At 68.4% G+C, this 16,818-nt stretch carries 14 protein-coding genes and 1 pseudogene; 2 read left to right on the top strand and 13 right to left on the bottom strand.

Annotated features, from left to right (window positions below; translation table 11 throughout):
• Nucleotides 1-9: 9 nt before the first annotated feature.
• The 4 genes from ACFPN9_RS23550 to ACFPN9_RS23535 all read right to left on the bottom strand — a co-directional run bounded on the left by ACFPN9_RS23550 (nucleotide 10) and on the right by ACFPN9_RS23535 (nucleotide 4,370).
• On the bottom strand, nucleotides 10-879 hold the full coding sequence (locus tag ACFPN9_RS23550) for an ABC transporter ATP-binding protein (protein WP_377817710.1): 870 nt from the start codon (nucleotides 877-879) through the stop codon (nucleotides 10-12).
• Nucleotides 876-2,330, bottom strand: coding sequence for a dihydroorotase (locus ACFPN9_RS23545; protein WP_066723437.1), 1,455 nt, complete (start codon nucleotides 2,328-2,330; stop codon nucleotides 876-878). Before ACFPN9_RS23545 ends, ACFPN9_RS23550 begins: the two co-directional genes overlap by 4 nt.
• Nucleotides 2,331-2,338: 8 nt before the next feature.
• Entirely contained in the window at nucleotides 2,339-3,133 is a 795-nt protein-coding gene (locus tag ACFPN9_RS23540) for an SDR family NAD(P)-dependent oxidoreductase (protein ID WP_066723440.1), read from the bottom strand.
• Between the two features lie 184 nt (nucleotides 3,134-3,317).
• Complete coding sequence (locus ACFPN9_RS23535) at nucleotides 3,318-4,370, bottom strand: ABC transporter substrate-binding protein (RefSeq protein ID WP_066723442.1); 1,053 nt, start codon at nucleotides 4,368-4,370, stop codon at nucleotides 3,318-3,320.
• A gap of 127 nt (nucleotides 4,371-4,497) precedes the next feature.
• On the opposite strand from ACFPN9_RS23535, the gene ACFPN9_RS23530 reads away from it, so the two are divergent.
• Nucleotides 4,498-5,421 carry a LysR family transcriptional regulator gene (locus ACFPN9_RS23530; RefSeq protein ID WP_066723445.1) on the top strand — a complete coding sequence of 308 codons (924 nt, stop codon included), beginning with the start codon at nucleotides 4,498-4,500 and terminating at the stop codon, nucleotides 5,419-5,421.
• Here the strand turns inward: ACFPN9_RS23530 and ACFPN9_RS23525 are convergent.
• Nucleotides 5,399-5,977, bottom strand: a complete 579-nt coding sequence (locus ACFPN9_RS23525) for an LOG family protein (protein ID WP_082735067.1) — start codon at nucleotides 5,975-5,977, stop codon at nucleotides 5,399-5,401. The two genes, ACFPN9_RS23530 and ACFPN9_RS23525, sit on opposite strands and share 23 nt — an antisense overlap.
• A gap of 158 nt (nucleotides 5,978-6,135) precedes the next feature.
• On the opposite strand from ACFPN9_RS23525, the gene ACFPN9_RS23520 reads away from it, so the two are divergent.
• Nucleotides 6,136-7,077 (top strand): acetamidase/formamidase family protein, encoded by a 942-nt coding sequence (locus tag ACFPN9_RS23520; protein WP_066723448.1) that lies wholly within the window; start codon nucleotides 6,136-6,138, stop codon nucleotides 7,075-7,077.
• Between the two features lie 75 nt (nucleotides 7,078-7,152).
• Here the strand turns inward: ACFPN9_RS23520 and ACFPN9_RS23515 are convergent, their stop codons facing one another.
• From ACFPN9_RS23515 to ACFPN9_RS23480, 8 genes and pseudogenes are all read right to left on the bottom strand, one after another.
• Nucleotides 7,153-7,602 (bottom strand): Ros/MucR family transcriptional regulator, encoded by a 450-nt coding sequence (locus ACFPN9_RS23515; protein ID WP_066723451.1) that lies wholly within the window; start codon nucleotides 7,600-7,602, stop codon nucleotides 7,153-7,155.
• 201 nt (nucleotides 7,603-7,803) lie between these two features.
• Nucleotides 7,804-9,600 (bottom strand): coiled-coil domain-containing protein, encoded by a 1,797-nt coding sequence (locus tag ACFPN9_RS23510; RefSeq protein WP_156446615.1) that lies wholly within the window; start codon nucleotides 9,598-9,600, stop codon nucleotides 7,804-7,806.
• 9 nt (nucleotides 9,601-9,609) lie between these two features.
• Entirely contained in the window at nucleotides 9,610-10,695 is a 1,086-nt protein-coding gene (locus ACFPN9_RS23505; protein ID WP_066723456.1) for a protein-glutamate methylesterase/protein-glutamine glutaminase, read from the bottom strand.
• Entirely contained in the window at nucleotides 10,692-11,579 is an 888-nt protein-coding gene (locus ACFPN9_RS23500) for a CheR family methyltransferase (RefSeq protein WP_068072702.1), read from the bottom strand. The genes ACFPN9_RS23505 and ACFPN9_RS23500 overlap by 4 nt, the downstream gene beginning before the upstream one ends.
• Before the next feature lies 1 nt (nucleotide 11,580).
• Nucleotides 11,581-12,063, bottom strand: a complete 483-nt coding sequence (locus ACFPN9_RS23495; RefSeq protein ID WP_066723734.1) for a chemotaxis protein CheW — start codon at nucleotides 12,061-12,063, stop codon at nucleotides 11,581-11,583.
• Nucleotides 12,064-12,126: 63 nt separating this feature from the next.
• The gene (locus ACFPN9_RS23490) at nucleotides 12,127-14,055 is read right to left on the bottom strand and encodes a methyl-accepting chemotaxis protein (protein ID WP_377817709.1); all 1,929 of its coding nucleotides are present in this window, start codon (nucleotides 14,053-14,055) and stop codon (nucleotides 12,127-12,129) included.
• Nucleotides 14,056-14,134: 79 nt separating this feature from the next.
• Nucleotides 14,135-16,327: a HAMP domain-containing methyl-accepting chemotaxis protein gene (locus ACFPN9_RS23485; protein ID WP_377817708.1), complete on the bottom strand. Its 2,193-nt coding sequence runs from the start codon at nucleotides 16,325-16,327 to the stop codon at nucleotides 14,135-14,137.
• A 91-nt stretch (nucleotides 16,328-16,418) separates the two neighbouring features.
• Nucleotides 16,419-16,818: pseudogene (locus ACFPN9_RS23480) on the bottom strand (methyl-accepting chemotaxis protein); the annotation flags it as partial.

Genomic DNA, 16,818 nt, shown 5'->3' with positions numbered 1-16,818 from the left:
GTCCCTTCCTCACGCCGCGCCGGGCGCGTGGTTGACGATGCCGGTGCCGCCACGGGCGCCGACGATCATCGCCCGCAGGCGCTGGTTCAGCGCCACGAAATCCGGTTCGAAGGTCATGTCGATGGTGCGCGGCCGCGCCAACGCGACGGGTGAATCGTCGAGGATGCGGCCGGGCCTGGCGCTCATCACGCAGATGCGGTCGGCGAGATAGGCGGCCTCCTTGAGGTCGTGCGTGACCAGCAGCACCGTCAGTTTCTTGGAAAGCCAGAGGTCCTGCATGATCGCCCAGAGCTCCTCGCGGGTGAACTGGTCGAGCGCGCCGAAGGGCTCGTCCAGCAGCAGGAGGTCGGGATCGTGGATCAGGGCGCGGCAGAGATTGGCGCGCTGCATCATGCCGCCGGAGAGCTGCCAGGGATATTTGTCGCCGAAGCCGCCGAGGCCGACCTGCGTCAGCAGCGCCTCGACGCGGTCGCGATACTCGGTCTTGCGCTTGGCCCGGTAGTGCTGCCGGAAAGGCGGCACGATCTTGAGCGGCAGCATGACGTTGTCGCGGATGTTGAGCCAGGGCAGCAGGGTCGGGTTCTGATAGGCCATGCCGATGCGGATCGGCGTCGCGCCGATCTCGCGGCCGGCGACGAAGACATGGCCGGTCGAGGGCTTCAGCAACTCGCCGACCATCTTCAGGATGGTCGATTTGCCGCAGCCCGAGGGGCCGACGAGGGCGACGAAATCGCCCTCCGCGATCTTCAGCGAGGTCGGCGCCAGCGCCTGCACCGCCTTGGGCCCGCGGCCATAGGTGATCGAGGCTTGCTCGAACTCGATGAAGGTCGCGGCCGGGGCGGTCTCGCCCGGCCGGATATCGGTGAGGATGGCGTTCACGAACCCGCTCCCTTGGCGCTGCCGGCCGGCCCTTGCAAGCAGGCGGCCAGCGTCTGGTCGGCGTTGCGGATGGTGGGCTTGGGCATGGCCTGGATCGCCGTGACCTGCCGGCCCCAGCCGCTCGTCTCGGGCACGAGTTGGCGGTCGCGCTGGACGAAGCGGCCGCGCACCAGCGTGTGGACGGGGATGCCGGTGACGGAGACGCCCTCGAAGGGGGTGATCTTGCCGCGCGAGTGCAGGGCCTCGGCCCGGATCGTCTCGGTCCGGTGCATGTCGACGACGGCGATGTCGGCTTCCGCGCCGGCCTCGATGCGCCCCTTATGGGGCCAGAGGCCGAAGGCCTTGGCCGGCTTCTCGGCCGAGACCGTAACGTAGTGCTCCAGCGTGATGCGCCCTTTCGAGACCTCGTTCAGCATCAGCGGCATCTGCGTCTCGACGCCGGGGAAGCCGCAATCGGCCTGCCAGATCACGTCCTTGGTCTTCTCCTCGACCGTATGGGGCGCGTGGTCGGTTGCGATCATGTCGACCACGCCCGATTGCAGCGCCGCCCAGATGGCCTCCGAGTCCGAGGCATCCCGCACCGGCGGGTTGACGCGGATGATCGAGCCGAGCCGCGCATAGTCGCGGGAGTCGAGCAGGAGATAGCAGGGGCAGGTCTCGCCGGTGATCTCGACGCCGCGCGCCTTGGCTTCGGCCAGCGGGCGCAGCTCGGCTGCCGAGGAAATGTGCAGGATGTGAATGCGCGCACCGGTCCATTCCGCCAGTTCCGCCGCGCGGCCGACGGCTTCCGCGGCGACGATGGCCGGGCGCGCCGCGATATGGGCGAGCGGGTCGTTGCGACCGGCCTCCATCAGGCGCTTCTGGCGCCAGGCCATGATGGAAGCGGTCTCGGCATGCAGCGAGATGCGCAGGCCAGAGGGCGCGATGATCTCGAAGCCCTCCAGCATCGCCCCCGTCGAGGGCGAAGGCAGATTGCCGAAGGTGTTGCCCATGAAGCATTTGAAGGCGTTGACGCCGCCGTCGATGAGACCCTGGAGCTCGTCGATGTTGTCCTCCGCTAGCAGGCCGTAGATGCCGTAGTCGACATGGGCCTTGGCGGCAGCCTCCTGCTTCTGGCGCAGTTCCCTGACCGAGCGCGTCGGCGGGTTGGTGTTGGGCATCTCGAAGACGGTGGTGGTGCCGCCCATCGCGGCGGCAGCACTGCCCGTGCGCCAGTCTTCCTTATGGGTGTAGCCGGGCTCGCGGAAATGGACATGCACGTCGATCGCCCCGGGCAGCAGGAACTGGCCGGACACATCGACCGTCTCGCGCGCCGCGGGCATCGCGGCCGGCGCGCCGACCAACGCGATGAGCCCGTCCTTGATCGCGACGTCGGCGCGGTAACGCGTCTGGCCGGTGACGACGGTGCCGCCTGCGAGGACGAGATCGGCGATGAAGGGCGTGTCGGTCACGGCTTCCCTCACAGCATGGCCCAGCCGCCATCGACCGGCAGGTCGACGCCGGTGATCTGGCGGGAGACGTCGGAGGCGAGGAAGAGGCAGGCATGGGCCACGTCCTCATCGGTCGAGACGCGCTTCAGCGCATAGTCCGCGGCATGCTTCTCGAAGGCGGCCTCCTCCGAGATGCCGAGGCGCTTCGCCATCTCGGGGACGACCTTGCCGCGGAAGCGCGGCCCGTCGACCATGCCGGGCGCGACGCAGTTGACGTTGATGCCGTAGGGGCCGGCTTCCAGCGCGAAGCTCTTGGTGATGCCGCGAAGGCCCCATTTCGAGGCCGAATAGGCCATGCGCCCGGCCCGGCCGCGCATGCCGAAGGTGCCGCCGACATTGACGATCTTGCCGCCCTTCTGCGCGATCATCGTCGGCAGGCAGGCGCGCATGGTGTTGAAGCAGCCGCGCATGTTGAGATCGACGATCTCGTCGAACTCCTCCTCCGTGGTCTCCCAGCCGGTCTTGCCGATCGGCCCCGAGCCGCCGGCGACGTTGACGAGGATGTCGATGCGCCCGCCATAGGCGTTCTTGGCCGCGCGCACCGCGTCGTCGCACTCACTGCCCTTGGTGATGTCGCACGGCATGACGATGGCCTCGGCGCCGGCCGCCTGGATTTCGGTGGCGACCGTTTCGATCGCCGCAATGTCGCGGCCGATCAGAACGAGCCTGCAGCCCTCGGCGGCGAAGGCCCGGGTGACGGCGGCGCCCATGCCCTTGGCCGGGCCGGTGATGACCGCGACGCGGCCGGTGAGGTTCAGATCCATGCTTATGTTCTCGGCAATCGGGCAGGTGTTCGCGGGGGCTCTTGGGTTTGCTGTCATTCCGGGGCGCCCCGCAGGGGCGAACCCGGAATCCACGGGCGAGGTCGCGGCCGTTTCCGACCCTCAGGGCTCACCCGATCGTGGGTTCTGGGTTCTCGCTGCGCGAGCCCCGGAATGACGATGAGGCTCACCCCAGCTTGGTGACGCGGTCGGCGAGGGGCGGCAGGAAGGCGCGGCTGAAGACCTCGTCGGGCGCCGGCACACGCGGCAGGCCGTCGGCCTCCACGACGATCGCGATCGACTTCCTGAAGCGTGCGTCGTCGATGTCGCCGATGCCGAGCTTGGCGGCTTCGGGATGGCTCATTTCGGAGGCGAGCGTGGCGACGAGGCGCTCCTTCTCGACGGCCCGGTTGATCAGCGGCTCGCGCTTCGCCACCGCCTCGATCGCCGCGTCGTTGTCCTTCAGCGTGTCCTTCAGGCCGCGATTGATGGCACGCAGCAGGCCTTTCAGCGCATTGGGGTTCTCGGTCGCGAGCTTGCGCGAGGCGATCATGGCGTTGGAGTAGAGGTCCATCCCGTAATCGCCGAAATTGATGAAGCGGAAGTCCTTGGCGGGGTCGATGCCGACGAGCTTGGCCGAGAAGGCGATGGTGTTGACGAAGCCGAAGACACCGTCGACCTGCCCGCGCTGCAGCATCTGCTCGCGCAGATTGGGCTGCATATTGGTGATGGCGACCTTCGACGCATCGATGCCGGCGAGCTTGGCGAAGGCCGGGAAGAGCTTGAGCGCGCCGTCATTGGCGGGGCCGCCGATGGTGCGGCCTTCGAGATCCTTCGGCGTCTTGATCGGCCCGTCGGCCTTGACCGCGATGGTGAAGGGCGGGCGGTTGTAGAGCGCCGAGATCGCGAGCGGTGTGGCGGCGCCCGGCTGGCTGCGCGCGACCAGCTGGATCAGCGCGTTGATGTCGCCGAAGCCGATATCGTAGGAGCCCGAGGCGACCGCCCCGACCGCCGCACCCGAGCCGTTGCCCTGGTCCATGACGATCTCGAGCCCTTCCTCGCGGAAATAGCCCCGGTCGTCGGCCAGGAAGAACCAGCCCTGCGGGCCCTGGTAGCGCCAGTTCAGGATCATCTTCAAGCGCGTGGGTGTCTGCGCCAGCGCCGGTCGCGGCAGGGCGGAGGCCAGTACGGCGGCGCCCGCGGCGAGAGTGAAACGGCGTCGGCTGATCGCGTGCTTCATGCGAACTCTCCCATCGCGGCCTCATGCCGCTGCCATGGGAGAAGCCTAGGACGGCTTGACCGGTGCCGTCTTGTGCTGACTTCTTGCACGATCTGTTCGCAAAACGCATCGGTCGGAACTGTTCGCCATGAGGCATCTGCGCCTGCTGAACTATATCGACGAGGTCGCCCGCGTCGGCTCGATCCGCAAGGCGGCGGAGCGGCTGAACATCACCGCCTCGGCGCTGAACCGGCGCGTGCAGGACGTCGAGGACGAACTCGGCACCAAGATCTTCGAGCGGCTGCCGCGCGGGGTCCGGCTGAACGCGGCCGGCGAATTGCTGATCCGGCACATCCGCAGCCAGCTCGCCGATATGGGCCGGGTGCGCTCGCAGATCGAGGATCTGTCAGGGTTCCGCCGCGGCACGGTCGCGATCGCCTGCAGCCATGCGCTGGCGCATGATTTCCTGCCGGTCGAGATCGCCGCCTATCGCAGCGCCTTTCCGCTGGTCGAATTCGACGTGCGCGTCGCCAGCCATGGCGAGGCGCTGCGGGCGCTGGCGAATTACGAGGTCGATCTCGCCCTGATCTTCCGGCTCGACACTGGCATCGGCTTCCAGATCATCGCCTCCGCCGAGCAGAGGCTCGTCGCGATCATGCGGCAGGACCACCCGCTCGCGAAGGAGGGCAGCATCCGCCTGCGCGAATGCAGCGGCTTTCCCCTGGCGCTGCCCGACCGCAGCTATGGCGGGCGCCAGCTGCTCGACCAGGCCGTCGCCCGCAGCTCGTTCAAGCTCGTGCCGGTGATCGAGTCGAACTCCTTCGAGTTCCTGCGCAATTACGTCCGGCTGGAGGACGCCATCACCTTCCAGATCGAGATCGGCGCGCCGGCCAGCCTGAAGCAGCGCGACGGCCTGATCTCGCGCCCAATCGACGAGCGCGACATCCAGCCGGCGCGCTTCGCGATGGGCCAGCTCCATGGAAGGCCGCTGCCCGTGGCGGCGGCGAAATTCGCCGAGCAACTGGCGGCGCGCCTCGAGACCGGCCGGTCTAGAGCCATTTCGGAACGGTGACGCGCTCGAAGGCGGTGAGCCCGTCGATCAGCCGGGCCGGATCGGGCTCGACGACGATGCCCTGCCGATGGGCCGCGGGCAGGAAGCCCTGGGCGATCATGTGGTCGATGAAGCCCATGAAGAGCTGGTAGTAGCCTTCGATGTCGAACAGGCCGGCCGGCTTGTCGAACTCGCCGAGCTGGTTCAGCGTCCAGGCCTCCATGAACTCCTCGAGCGTGCCGATGCCGCCGGGCATGGCAATGAAGCCGTCGGCGAGCTCCGCCATCCGCTCCTTGCGGGCGCGCATGCCGTCGACGATCTCGTGCCGGGTCAGGCCCTCATGGAGATGGCCGAGATCCGCGAGGCGGCGGGTGATGACGCCATGGACCGCCCCGCCCTGCGCCAGAACCGCGTCGGCGACGATGCCCATCAGGCCCTTATGCGTGCCGCCATAGACCAGCGTCAGCCCGCGCCGGCCGATCTCGGCGCCGAGCCGGGCCGCGCCCTCGCGATAGGTTTCGCCCTGCCCGGTGTTCGAGCCGCAGAACAGGGCGATGGCTTTCAGCTCTCGGGACATCGGGTCGCTCTCTTCGTCGTGCGGCGGGCATGCGCCGCCCTCCCATCGCAAAAGCGGGACCGGCCCGGCAAGCGGGCGCAGCCGAGGGGCGCGATATTTGCACTCGACAGTCTCTCCGGCGGCAACCCATCCTGCCGCCACGACGCGCGGGAGCGATCATGACCCATCATCTCAAGGCTTCGCCCGAGACCTGCCACTGGGGCTATTTCGATGCGCGCGTGCCGCCCGCTCTCACCATCGCGAGCGGCGAGAGCGTCACGATCGAATCCGTCAGCGGCACGGTCGAGACCCTGCCGCCGGCCGGGTTCCACGTCCCGCCCGAACTGCACGCGATCCATGCGGCGCAGAAGGGCCTGCCCTTCGGCCCGCATATCCTGACCGGAGCGGTCGCGGTCGAGGGCGCCTGGCCGGGCGACGTGCTGCAGATCGACATCGAGGCGGTCTCGCTGCGGCAGGACTGGGGCTACAACCTCAACCGGCCGCTTGCCGGCACGCTGCCGGACGATTTTCCGCATTTCCACATGATGAACATCCCGCTCGACAAGGCGCGGATGGTCGGCACCCTGCCCTGGGGGCTGGAGCTGCCGCTGTCACCGTTCTTCGGCGTGATGGGCGTGGCGCCGCCGCTGGAATGGGGGCGCTGCACCTCGATCATTCCGCGTGCCTTCGGCGGCAATCTCGACAACAAGGAGCTGGTGGCCGGCACGACGCTCTATCTGCCGGTCTTCGTGCCGGGCGCGCTGTTCTCGGTCGGCGACGGCCATGGCGTGCAGGGCGACGGCGAGGTCAACGTGACCGCGATCGAGACCGCGCTGTCGGGCACCTTCCGCCTGACGGTGCGCAAGGATCTGAGCTTCACCTATCCACGGGCCGAGACGCCGACCCATGTCATCACCTGCGGCATGGACCCGGATCTCGACCGCTGCGCCGAGAAGGCGCTGCGCGACATGATCGTGCTGATCGTCGAGCGCACCGGCATCACGCGCGAGCAGGCCTATGCGCTCTGCTCGATGGCGGCCGATCTGCGCGTCACCCAGACGGTGAACCAGCACAAGGGCGTGCACTGCATGCTCAGGAAGAGCCTGCTCGGCGGCCATTGAGTGCCGCGGCGCCGGCCGCTGACCGGCCGGCGAGCGAGGCGGAGGGCTGCGAAGCCCGCCGCAGCCTTGTCCGTCTCAGGCCTTTGCGCGGGGGCCGCGCTTGGCCTTGGGAGCGGCGGCCGGCGTCGCGGCCTTGCGGCCCAGACCCATCGACTTCGCCAGAGCGGAGCGCGCCTCGGCATAGGCGGGGGCGACCATCGGGTAATCCGCCGGCAGGCCCCATTTGGCGCGGTACTGCTCAGGGGTCAGATCGTATTTGCTGCTGAGGTGACGCTTCAGCGATTTGAAGGACTTGCCGTCCTCGAGGCAGATGATCGCCTCCGGCGTCACCGACTTGCGGATCGGCACGGCCGGAACGAGCGGCGCGGCCGGAGGAGCCTCGGGCTCACCACCAAGCTTGGCAAGTGACGCATGGACACTCGCGATGAGATCGGCAAGGTCCGTCCGCGGGACGTTATTGCGGGCGACATATGCCGAAACAATGGAGGTCGTCAGATCGAGCAGCTCTTCTTTGTTGTCTGCCATTTGGTGTTCCGATCACGGGAGAAGTTGAAATCTGCTGTAGCGCAGATTCGGACTTAGGACGAAGACACGGGCTTGTCTATCCGCGCCAGGGCGAAATCTGGCGCAAAAGGTTGACGTTGTGCTTCTTCATCGCGAGAAAAGAGGGCCCACACACGCCTCGCGTGCAGGGTGCGATGCCTTCGCGGCCGAAACGCGGCGGCGTCAGAAGAGGAAGTCGTCGGCCTCGTCCTGCGCCGGAGCGGCGACGACGACCGGGGCGGCCGCGCCGGCCTGGGCGGGCAGAAGGGCGCCGACGATGGCCTGATGGATCGTGCGCTCGCCGACCATGGTGTAGTTCGGCCAGACCTGCCGTTCGATCAGCTGTGCGGCCGCCGCAGCCGCCGCCGGATCGTCGGGCATCGCGGCCTCGGCGACGGAGCGCTCGAGTTCGGCCGCGCCGGATGCGATGAGGTCGCTCATCGCCCCCGCATTCGAGAAGGACAGCCGGGCCTGGGCCACCACGGAGGCGAAGCCGCCGCCCTCGCGCGTCAGCTGGTCGAGCGTCGCCGCCAGGCGGTCCCCCGTCTGGCGCAGCGCGGCTAGGGACTCGCTCATCGCCTGGTCGAGCGCGGCGAAATGGGCCGCGTCGAGCCGCCCGCCGGATTTCAGTCCGACCGAGGTCTCCTGCATCTGCGCGAAGGTCGGAGTCAGCTGCGCGGCGTCGGCCGCGACCTGGTCGGCGGCGAACTTCAGCTCCTGCGCGATGACGACGAGGCTGCGGCCGCCGGTGCCGATGCGGGCTGCGCGCAGGCCGGCATTCATCCCGATCAGGACGATGCTGGAAACGGTGCCGGCCAAGGCCGCCACAGTCTGCTGGCAGGTGTCCAGCACCGTCGACATGGCGCTGGTGACGCGGTCCACGCCGGCGCGGGCGCGGTCGCATTTGGCGAGCAGGTCCGAAGCCTCGGCGAGATCCGCCTCGAGATCGGCGAGGAAGGAGCCGCTGCGGCCGCCATCGCCCTGGTAGAGCGAACGCACCAGGTCGAGCAGGCCGGCGGTGTCGCCCGCCAGCAGGGCGAGCGCCGCCTCGATGGAGTCGGCATCCTGAGCGAGGCTGCGGGCGCTCTCTTCGAGTTGGGCCGCCTCGAGACGGCGAAGCACGATCCCGGCGGCGGTGCGGGCCTCGGCGTCGAGGGCAGCGCCCTCCCCGGTGCCCGCGGTCACGGCGGCGAGCAGGCGCAGCGCCTTGATCGCATGTTCGAGCTGCTGGCGGATGCTGTCGCCCGATTGCAGGGCGATGATGGCGCCGCCGGCGGCCATGGCGATCTTGCCGGAATGGGTCGCGGCATCGCTCGTCAGCGCGACGCTGCGCTGCTGGCGTCCGGTGACCTCGACCAGGGTCTGTTCCAGCTTGGCGGCGAGCGCGGAGAGCGCCTGGCCGTAGCGGCCCTCGAAATCGCGCTGGGCTTCCAGCGCGGAGCCCAGCAGCGCGCTGAGATGGTCATGGTCGCGGGCGCAGTTCTGGATGGTGCGCTGGGCCTGAGTGGTGAGAGCGACGATCTCGCTGGTGAAGTCGCCGAAGTCTCGTCCGGCGGCCTGCACCGAGACCGCCTCGATACGGGCGCTGCGGGCCAGGATCGTGATCAGGCGCATATGCTCGAGCAGGCGCTCAAGCACCTGCGAGGCGTCCTTGCTGTGGGCGGCGAGCTGCTGCAGCACGCCGGTTTCCTGGAGCAGCCCGTCATTGATGGCGCGCAGCTCGCCGGCAAGGCCCGACAATGTCGTGCCGGCGCGCGCAATCTCCGGTCCCGACAGATCGGTCGACAGCGTCGTCAGGCGCTCCTTCAGCCCCTCGAACAGCCCGAGCCCCTCGCCGAGCTGGCTGCCGGCGCGGGCGAAGGTGACGTCGATCTCGCGGGCGGTGCCCTCCAGCGCCTCGACCAGTCGCGCGAGGCCGGTTTCCTGAGCCAGCATCACAGTCGTTCCCCCGACGCCACCCATCTCAGACGCAACGCGCATCACTCGTCCTCAACCCGACCCTGGCGTGGATTGCGGCCAGGCCATGATCTCCTGTGGTACACGAGAGAGCTTGACGATCCGTTCCGCTGCGCCAAGGTCGATCGCCTCTTTCGGCATGCCGAAGACGACGCAGCTCTCGGCGTCCTGCGCGAGCGTCCGGGCGCCGGACTTGCGCATCTCGAGCAGGCCGCGCGCGCCGTCGTCGCCCATGCCGGTCATGATGATGCCGAGCGCATTGGCGCCGGCATATTGCGCGGCGGAGCGGAACAGCACGTCAACGGAGGGGCGGTGGCGCGAGACATGAGGCCCGTCCTTGATCGCGACGCGATAGCCCTGCCCGACCCGCTGAAGCAGCATGTGGCGGTTGCCGGGCGCGATCAGGACGCGGCCGGTCGACACTTCGTCGCCATCCTCAGCCTCCTTGATTTCCATCGCGCAGATGCCGTTCAGCCGGCGCGCGAAAGCGAGCGTGAACTTCTCCGGCATGTGCTGGACGACGGCGATGCCCGGGCAGTTGGCCGGAAGCTGCTCCAACACCTCGCGCAGGGTCTCGGTACCGCCGGTGGAAATGCCGATGCAGACGATCTTGTCGGTCGAATGCCGGACACGGCCCAGCACCGGCGGCGGCAGGATGGCGTCGGCGGTGAGCTTCTTCTCGACCTGCATGCGCGGCTCGCGCGGGCGCAACTTCGCCTGGGCCGCGGCGCGCACCGCATGGCGCAGGCGATCGGCGGTCTCCATCAGCGCGGCGCGGGTATCGACGCGGGGCTTCGGAAGCACGTCGACCGCCCCGGCCTCGAGCGCGTCGAAGAGCGCGCGGGAGCCGGCCTCGGTCAGGGTCGAGCAGATGATCACGGGGATCGGACGCTGCGCCATGATCTTGCGCAGGAATGTCAGCCCGTCCATCCCCGGCATCTCGATGTCGAGGATCATGACGTCGGGCAGTTCGTTCTGCAGACGCCGGGCGGCGGCGAAGGCATCGGCCGCCGTGCCCATGACCTCGATGCCCGGATCCTCGGTGAGGATCGTCGTCAGCACCTGCCGCACCGAGGCGGAATCGTCGACGATCAGGACACGGATCGGTTTGCGGTTCATGCGGCTGTCCTCGAGCCGGCGGCCGGCGCCGCCTGATAGACCGTCGGGACGACCTGGCGGAGCGGCTCCACGCCGCTGCCGGCCATCGACTCGGAGTGCCCCAGCATCAGGTATCCACCCGGCCGCAGATGCGAGGCGAGCCGAGACAGCACAGCCTGCTGGGTGGGCTTGTCGAAATAGATCAGCACGTTGCGGCAGAAGATGACGTCGACGTCGCGGTCGAACGGATAGGACTCGTCCATCAGGTTCAGCCGCTCGAAATGCACCGTGCGGCGCAGTTCCGGCGTCACCCGCACCACCTCGTCGCGAGGATCGCGGGAGCGCATCAGATAGCGCTGCTGCATCGCCGCCGGAACGGGCGCGACGAAGGCGCGCGGATAGATCGCGGTCCGCGCCTCGCGCAGCACTTCGGTGGAGATGTCGGTGCCCAGGATCGAGAAGCGCGCGACCTTGCCGGCGGCGACGAGGTCCTGCAGCACCATCGCGGCCGTATAGGCCTCGGCCCCCGTCGAGGAGGCCGCGCTCCAGACCTTGAGCTGCGGCGGGCGCCCGCCATGGCGTGCCGTGAGCTGAGGTATCGCGACGTCGCGCAGGAACTCGAAATGGCTCGGCTCGCGGAAGAAGTCGGTCTTGTTCGTGGTGACGCAGTCGATGAGATGGATGGTTTCCGCCTCGAGCCCGCCCTTGTCGAAGAGATGCGCGCCATAGGCGTTCAGCCCCGGCAGCCCCAGTGCGCGGACGCGCTTGCGCAAACGGCCCTCGACCATGGTGCGCTTGGTCTGCGGCAGCTTGATGCCGACCCGCGACTCGATGAACTTCGCGATCGCGCTGAAGTATTTGTCAGAGAGATGGCCGTAGGCTTCGGTGTCCTGCTGGTTGCTCACGTCACGCGGCCCTTTCCGGTGCCATTGCGCTGAGCTGGGGCAGATCGTCGGATTCCATCAGGCGCTCGAGATCGAAGACGACGATGAAGGATTCGCCCTTGCGGCCGATGCCGGCGATGTAGTTCGACTGCCAGCGGCCGCCGACATCGGGCGCGGCCTCGGTCTGGTCGTCGTCGAGACCGGTCACCTCGAAGACACGGTCGGCGACGAAGCCGACGCCGAGCGTGCGGCCCTTGACCGGCACGTCGAGGATGATGATGCGCGTCGCGTCGGTGGGCTCGGCGCGCGGCAGGCCCAGCTTGGTCCGCAGATCGACGATCGGGTAGCCGGCGCCGCGGACGTCGATCATCCCCAGCAGGAAGCTCGGCGCATGCGGCAGCTTCGAGATCGGCCGCATGTCGAGAATCTCCCGGACATTGCGGATGTCGATCCCGAACAGCTCCTGATCGATGCCGAGCGTCAGATATTGGGCGGTGTCAGCCATGGCGACCTCGTTGTGAACGACGTGTGAGAGCGGCCGGCCCCTGCCTCCAGGGGCCGGTCCAGATCAGTTGCGTTGAAAGGCGGAATCGTCCTGATCGTCGCCGCCGGCGAGATCGAAGGCGAAGCCGCCATTGGCGACCTTGCGGGCGGGACGGGCGGCGGCAGCCTTCTTCGGCTGCGCGGCCGCAGCCATGCTCGCGGCCTTGCCGCGCAGCTGCTTGACCGCCCGCTCGACGGGCTCCTCCGCGCGCGGCTTCGGGCTGCCGTCGCGCACGCGGAAGAAGGCGATGGTGGCCTGCAGCTGCTCGGCCTGGGAGGCGAGTTCCTCGGAGGTAGCGGAGACCTCCTCGGAGGCTGCGGCGTTCTGCTGCGTCACCTTGTCGAGCTGCTGGATCGCCTGGTTGATTTGGGTCGAGCCGACATCCTGCTCGCGGCAGGCGGCGGTGATCTCCTCGACCAGTTCGGCCGTTTTCTTGATATCCGGCACGAGCTTCGCCAGCATCGAGCCGGCTTCCTGCGCGACCTTCACCGTATCGGTCGAGAGCGTGCCGATCTCGGCCGCGGCCGCCTGGCTGCGCTCGGCGAGCTTGCGCACCTCGGAGGCGACGACCGCGAAACCCTTGCCGTGCTCGCCGGCCCGCGCCGCTTCCACGGCGGCGTTGAGGGCGAGCAGATCGGTCTGGCGGGCGATCTCCTGCACGATGTTGATCTTCTGCGCGATCGTCTGCATCGCCTCGACCGCCTTGCCGACCGCCGCCCCGGAGGCCTCGGCGTCCTGGGCGGACTGGGTCGCCATCTTCTCGGTGGTCTGCGCGTTCTCGGCGTTCTGCTTCACATTCGCGGCCATCTCCTCCATCGAGGATGAGGCCTCCTCGGTCGACGAGGCCTGCTCGGTCGAGCCCTGCGAGAGCTGCTCGGCGCTGGCCGAGAGTTCCTGAGAGCCCGAGGACATGTTCTCGGCGGCGGCGGCCAACTGGGCGACGACCTCGCGCAGCTTGATCACCATGTTCTCGAGCGAAATGCCGAGCGTGTCTTTCTCGGAGAGCGGCTTGGCGTCCACCGTCAGGTCGCCGGAGGCGATCGCATCCGCAACCGCCGCGGTGGCGTTGAGGTTGGCGGTCATCTCGGCCAGGCCCTTGGCGACATCCTGGCTGAGCCCGCCATAGTCCTTCTCGACGGACTGCGAGAGATCGCCGACCGAAACGGCCGCCACGACGCGGGAGATGTCGCCGAAGGCGTTCTCGACAGCCAGCGCGCAGCCCTCCATGCGGCCGATCTCGTCCCGGCGACCGGTCTCGACGGGAGCGGCCAGCGTGGCCAGCTTGGCGGTGACGCGGGTGATCGGCCGGGCGATGGTGCGGGTCAGCAGCACGCCGATGCCGAGCGCGATGAGGATGTTGAGAATGACGCTGCCGTAGACGACCTTCTCGGTGATGTCGAAGGCGGTCTCCTGAGCCTTCAGCCGCGGGATCGAGAGCGTCTTCTCGTGGCTGAGGACTTCGGCGACCTTGGCGCGGAGCCCGTCCATCGCGGCCTTGCCGGTGCCGGAGATCTCGATCTGGCGGGCCGCCTCGCGCGTCTCGGGCTTCGCCATCAGGGCGATGGCGCGGTCGGCCGATTCCCGATGCCAGGTCTCGGAGAGCTTCTGGATCTCGCCGAAGCGCGCCTGCTGAGCGGCATCGTCCGTGGTCAGCTGCCGGGCCTTGGCGATCCAGCGGTCGAACTCCGCGGCGCCAGCGCGATAGGGCGCGAGGAAGGCGTTGTCGCCGGAGAGCAGGAAACCGCGCAGCCCGGTCTCCTGATCGACCATCGCCGACAGGAGGTGGTTCGACGCCTCGACGACCTCGTCTGTGTGGTCCGTCCACTTCGTCGTCTGACGAATCTGCGAGGACTCGATGTGGGTGATCACGCTCGCGCCCACCATGACCAGGATCACGACGGACAGCGCCGTCACGATCTTGCTGCGGATCGAGAGGTTGTCGAAGAACGTCATGGCGGATCTCCGGAGGTGATGGCCGGTCGCCCGGCCGGACCCGACGCAGGCTCGCGTCGGATCGTGGCGGGGTCAGCGGTCAGTTGCGGTGAAAGGCGGCGTCGTCCTGGTCGCCGCCATCGGCGAGGTCGAAGGAGAAGCCGCCGGCGGCAGCCTTGCGGGCGGGTTTCGCTGCGGCCGGCTTGCGGGGCTGGATGGCCGCAGCCATCGTCGCCCCCTTGCCGCGCAGCTGCTTGACGGCTTTCGCGACCGGCTGCGCGATCTCGACCGCGCCCGCCCGCTCGTCGAGCCGGAAGAAGGCGATGGTGTTCTGAAGCTGCTCGGCCTGGGCGGCGAGTTCCTCGGAGGTGGCGGAGACCTCCTCGGAGGCCGCGGCGTTCTGCTGCGTCACCTTATCGAGCTGCTGGATCGCCTGGTTGATCTGGGTAGACCCCACATCCTGCTCGCGGCAGGCGGCGGTGATCTCCTCGACCAGCTCGGCAGTCTTCTTGATGTCGGGCACCAGCTTCGCCAGCATCGAGCCGGCTTCCTGCGCGACCTTCACCGTGTCGGTCGAGAGCGTGCCGATCTCGGCCGCGGCCGCCTGGCTGCGCTCGGCGAGCTTGCGCACCTCGGACGCCACCACCGCGAAGCCCTTGCCATGCTCGCCGGCCCGGGCCGCCTCGACGGCCGCGTTCAGGGCGAGCAGGTCGGTCTGGCGCGCGATCTCCTGCACGATGTTGATCTTCTGGGCGATCGTCTGCATCGCTTCGACCGCCTTGCCGACCGCGACGCCCGACGCCTCCGCATCGCGCGAGGACTGGGCGGCCATCTTCTCGGTGGTCTGCGCGTTCTCGGCGTTCTGCTTCACATTCGCCGCCATCTCCTCCATCGAGGAGGAGGCCTCCTCGGTGGACGAAGCCTGCTCGGTCGAGCCCTGCGAGAGCTGCTCGGCGCTCGCCGACAGCTCCTGAGAGCCGGCCGACATGTTCTCGGCGGCCGAGGTAACCTGGCCGACGACCTCGCGCAGCTTGATGACCATGTTCTCGAGCGAAATGCCGAGCGTGTCCTTGTCGGAGAGCGGCTTGGCCGCCACCGTCAGGTCGCCGGAGGCGATCGCATCCGCCACCGCGGCAGTGGCGTTGAGGTTCGCGGTCATGGTGTTGAGCGAGGTGACGAGATCGCCGATCTCGTCATTGCTCTTGACGGTGATCGTCTGGCTGAGATCGCCGATGGCCACCGCATTGGCGAGGCCGACGGCGCTGGAGAGTCCACGGCTGATGCTGAGCGCGATCCAGGTGGCGGCGACGACGGCGATCAGCAGCGACAGGCCGAGGATGCCGAGCAGGAGCTGCTTGGCGAAAGCGGCGGCCTCGGCGGCGGTCGCAGCGGCCTCACCGGCCGCCTTCTCGACGTGATGCGCATAGTCCTCGAGCGTCTTCGTCAGAGCGGCAGCCGCATCGCGTCCCGTCGTCAGCGAGGCGGTCGTCGCCTTGATGGTGCCGGCCTCGGCGGCGATCGCGACCGTCTTGAGCACGGAGACGATGCCCTTGTCGAAAGCGGCGACCATCGCCGTGGTGGGGATGTCGAAGGCGGCCAGCTCCGCGGCCGATTTGGCCAGGCGCGCGCGGACCTGGGCGGCCTGCTGCTGGATGTCGACGTTAAGCTTCTCGATCTCGGCGACGCTCGCCATGTTGAAGGACAAGGCGGCGGTCCGCGTCATGCGGATCCATTCGAGCCGCGCCTCCTGGAAGCCAAGACCGGCGCGGAGCAGTTCGGCGGATGCGTCCGGACGGGTCACCTGCGCGATCACCGGGTTGGTCGTGGCGGTGACGCCCTGGATCAGGGGGACCGTCTCGGAGAGCCAGGCCTGGGTGGCGCGGTTGTTGGAGTTCAGCTTGGCGAAGGCCAGCGTCTCATCCTGCGCGCTCGCGAAGCGGTTGGCCTTGGCGACGATCTCCGCGATGCGGCGCTTGCCTTCTTCATCGGCGATCTGCGCCAGTTCATCCTTGCGCTTCATCGCGGCCTGCCGAAGCTCGCCGGCCGTGGCGATAAAGCCAGCGATGTCCTTGTCATCGGACGCCATCACGGCGTTCTTCTCGGCCCGAACCGAGTTGCTGACATGTTCGGCAATGTCGCCCAGCGCGTTGAGGCGCTGGGTCCAGGTGACCAGCTCCTGCTGGGTCTCCGTCATGTTCGACAGCTTCACATAAGCCAATCCTCCCGCTGCCATGGAGAGGGCGATGACGACGCCGAAGGTGGCGGCGAGCTTGGCTTTGATGGTCAGGCGCATGGCGAAAACTCACAGGTTGGTTGGGTGCTGTCCGAGACGGCAGGCCCGGCATGGTGGGAGCCTCCGCCGGGGCGGAGGCTCCGTGTCGTGGTCAGGAGGCCCGGCTGAAGGCCGCGTCTTGGTCGTCGCCGCCGTCATCGAGGGCGAAGTCGAAGCCGCCCTTCTTGGAGCGGGCGGGCGCCGCCGCCTTGCGGGGCTGGGAGGCGGCCTTCATCTGCTTGGCCTTGGCGCGGAGCTGGCCGACGGCCCGGTCGGTGGCGGCAGCGCTGCCATCCGTCTTGAAGAAGGCGATGGTGGCCTGCAGCTGCTCGGCCTGGGCGGCGAGCTCCTCGGAGGTGGCGGAGACTTCTTCGGAGGCCGCGGCGTTCTGTTGCGTCACCTTGTCGAGCTGCTGGATGGCCTGGTTGATCTGGGTCGAGCCGACATCCTGCTCGCGGCAGGCGGCGGTGATCTCCTCGACCAGCTCGGCGGTCTTCTTGATGTCGGGCACC

Source organism: Allobosea massiliensis (assembly GCF_042655245.1).
Lineage (GTDB): Bacteria > Pseudomonadota > Alphaproteobacteria > Rhizobiales > Beijerinckiaceae > Allobosea > Allobosea massiliensis.
Note: the sequence above shows the minus strand (reverse complement) of the source record. Positions and strands in the feature narration are given on the sequence as shown.

Excerpts from the sequence above, each read along its gene's own strand:
- ACFPN9_RS23515 (WP_066723451.1), bottom strand. The coding sequence starts at position 7,602 with ATGGCAGACAACAAAGAAGAGCTGCTCGATCTGACGACCTCCATTGTT.
- ACFPN9_RS23485 (WP_377817708.1), bottom strand. The coding sequence starts at position 16,327 with ATGCGCCTGACCATCAAAGCCAAGCTCGCCGCCACCTTCGGCGTCGTC.
- ACFPN9_RS23505 (WP_066723456.1), bottom strand. The coding sequence starts at position 10,695 with ATGAACCGCAAACCGATCCGTGTCCTGATCGTCGACGATTCCGCCTCG.
- ACFPN9_RS23495 (WP_066723734.1), bottom strand. The coding sequence starts at position 12,063 with ATGGCTGACACCGCCCAATATCTGACGCTCGGCATCGATCAGGAGCTG.
- ACFPN9_RS23535 (WP_066723442.1), bottom strand. The coding sequence starts at position 4,370 with ATGAAGCACGCGATCAGCCGACGCCGTTTCACTCTCGCCGCGGGCGCC.
- ACFPN9_RS23510 (WP_156446615.1), bottom strand. The coding sequence starts at position 9,600 with ATGCGCGTTGCGTCTGAGATGGGTGGCGTCGGGGGAACGACTGTGATG.
- ACFPN9_RS23490 (WP_377817709.1), bottom strand. The coding sequence starts at position 14,055 with ATGACGTTCTTCGACAACCTCTCGATCCGCAGCAAGATCGTGACGGCG.
- ACFPN9_RS23530 (WP_066723445.1), top strand. The coding sequence starts at position 4,498 with ATGAGGCATCTGCGCCTGCTGAACTATATCGACGAGGTCGCCCGCGTC.
- ACFPN9_RS23520 (WP_066723448.1), top strand. The coding sequence starts at position 6,136 with ATGACCCATCATCTCAAGGCTTCGCCCGAGACCTGCCACTGGGGCTAT.
- ACFPN9_RS23540 (WP_066723440.1), bottom strand. The coding sequence starts at position 3,133 with ATGGATCTGAACCTCACCGGCCGCGTCGCGGTCATCACCGGCCCGGCC.
- ACFPN9_RS23525 (WP_082735067.1), bottom strand. The coding sequence starts at position 5,977 with ATGTCCCGAGAGCTGAAAGCCATCGCCCTGTTCTGCGGCTCGAACACC.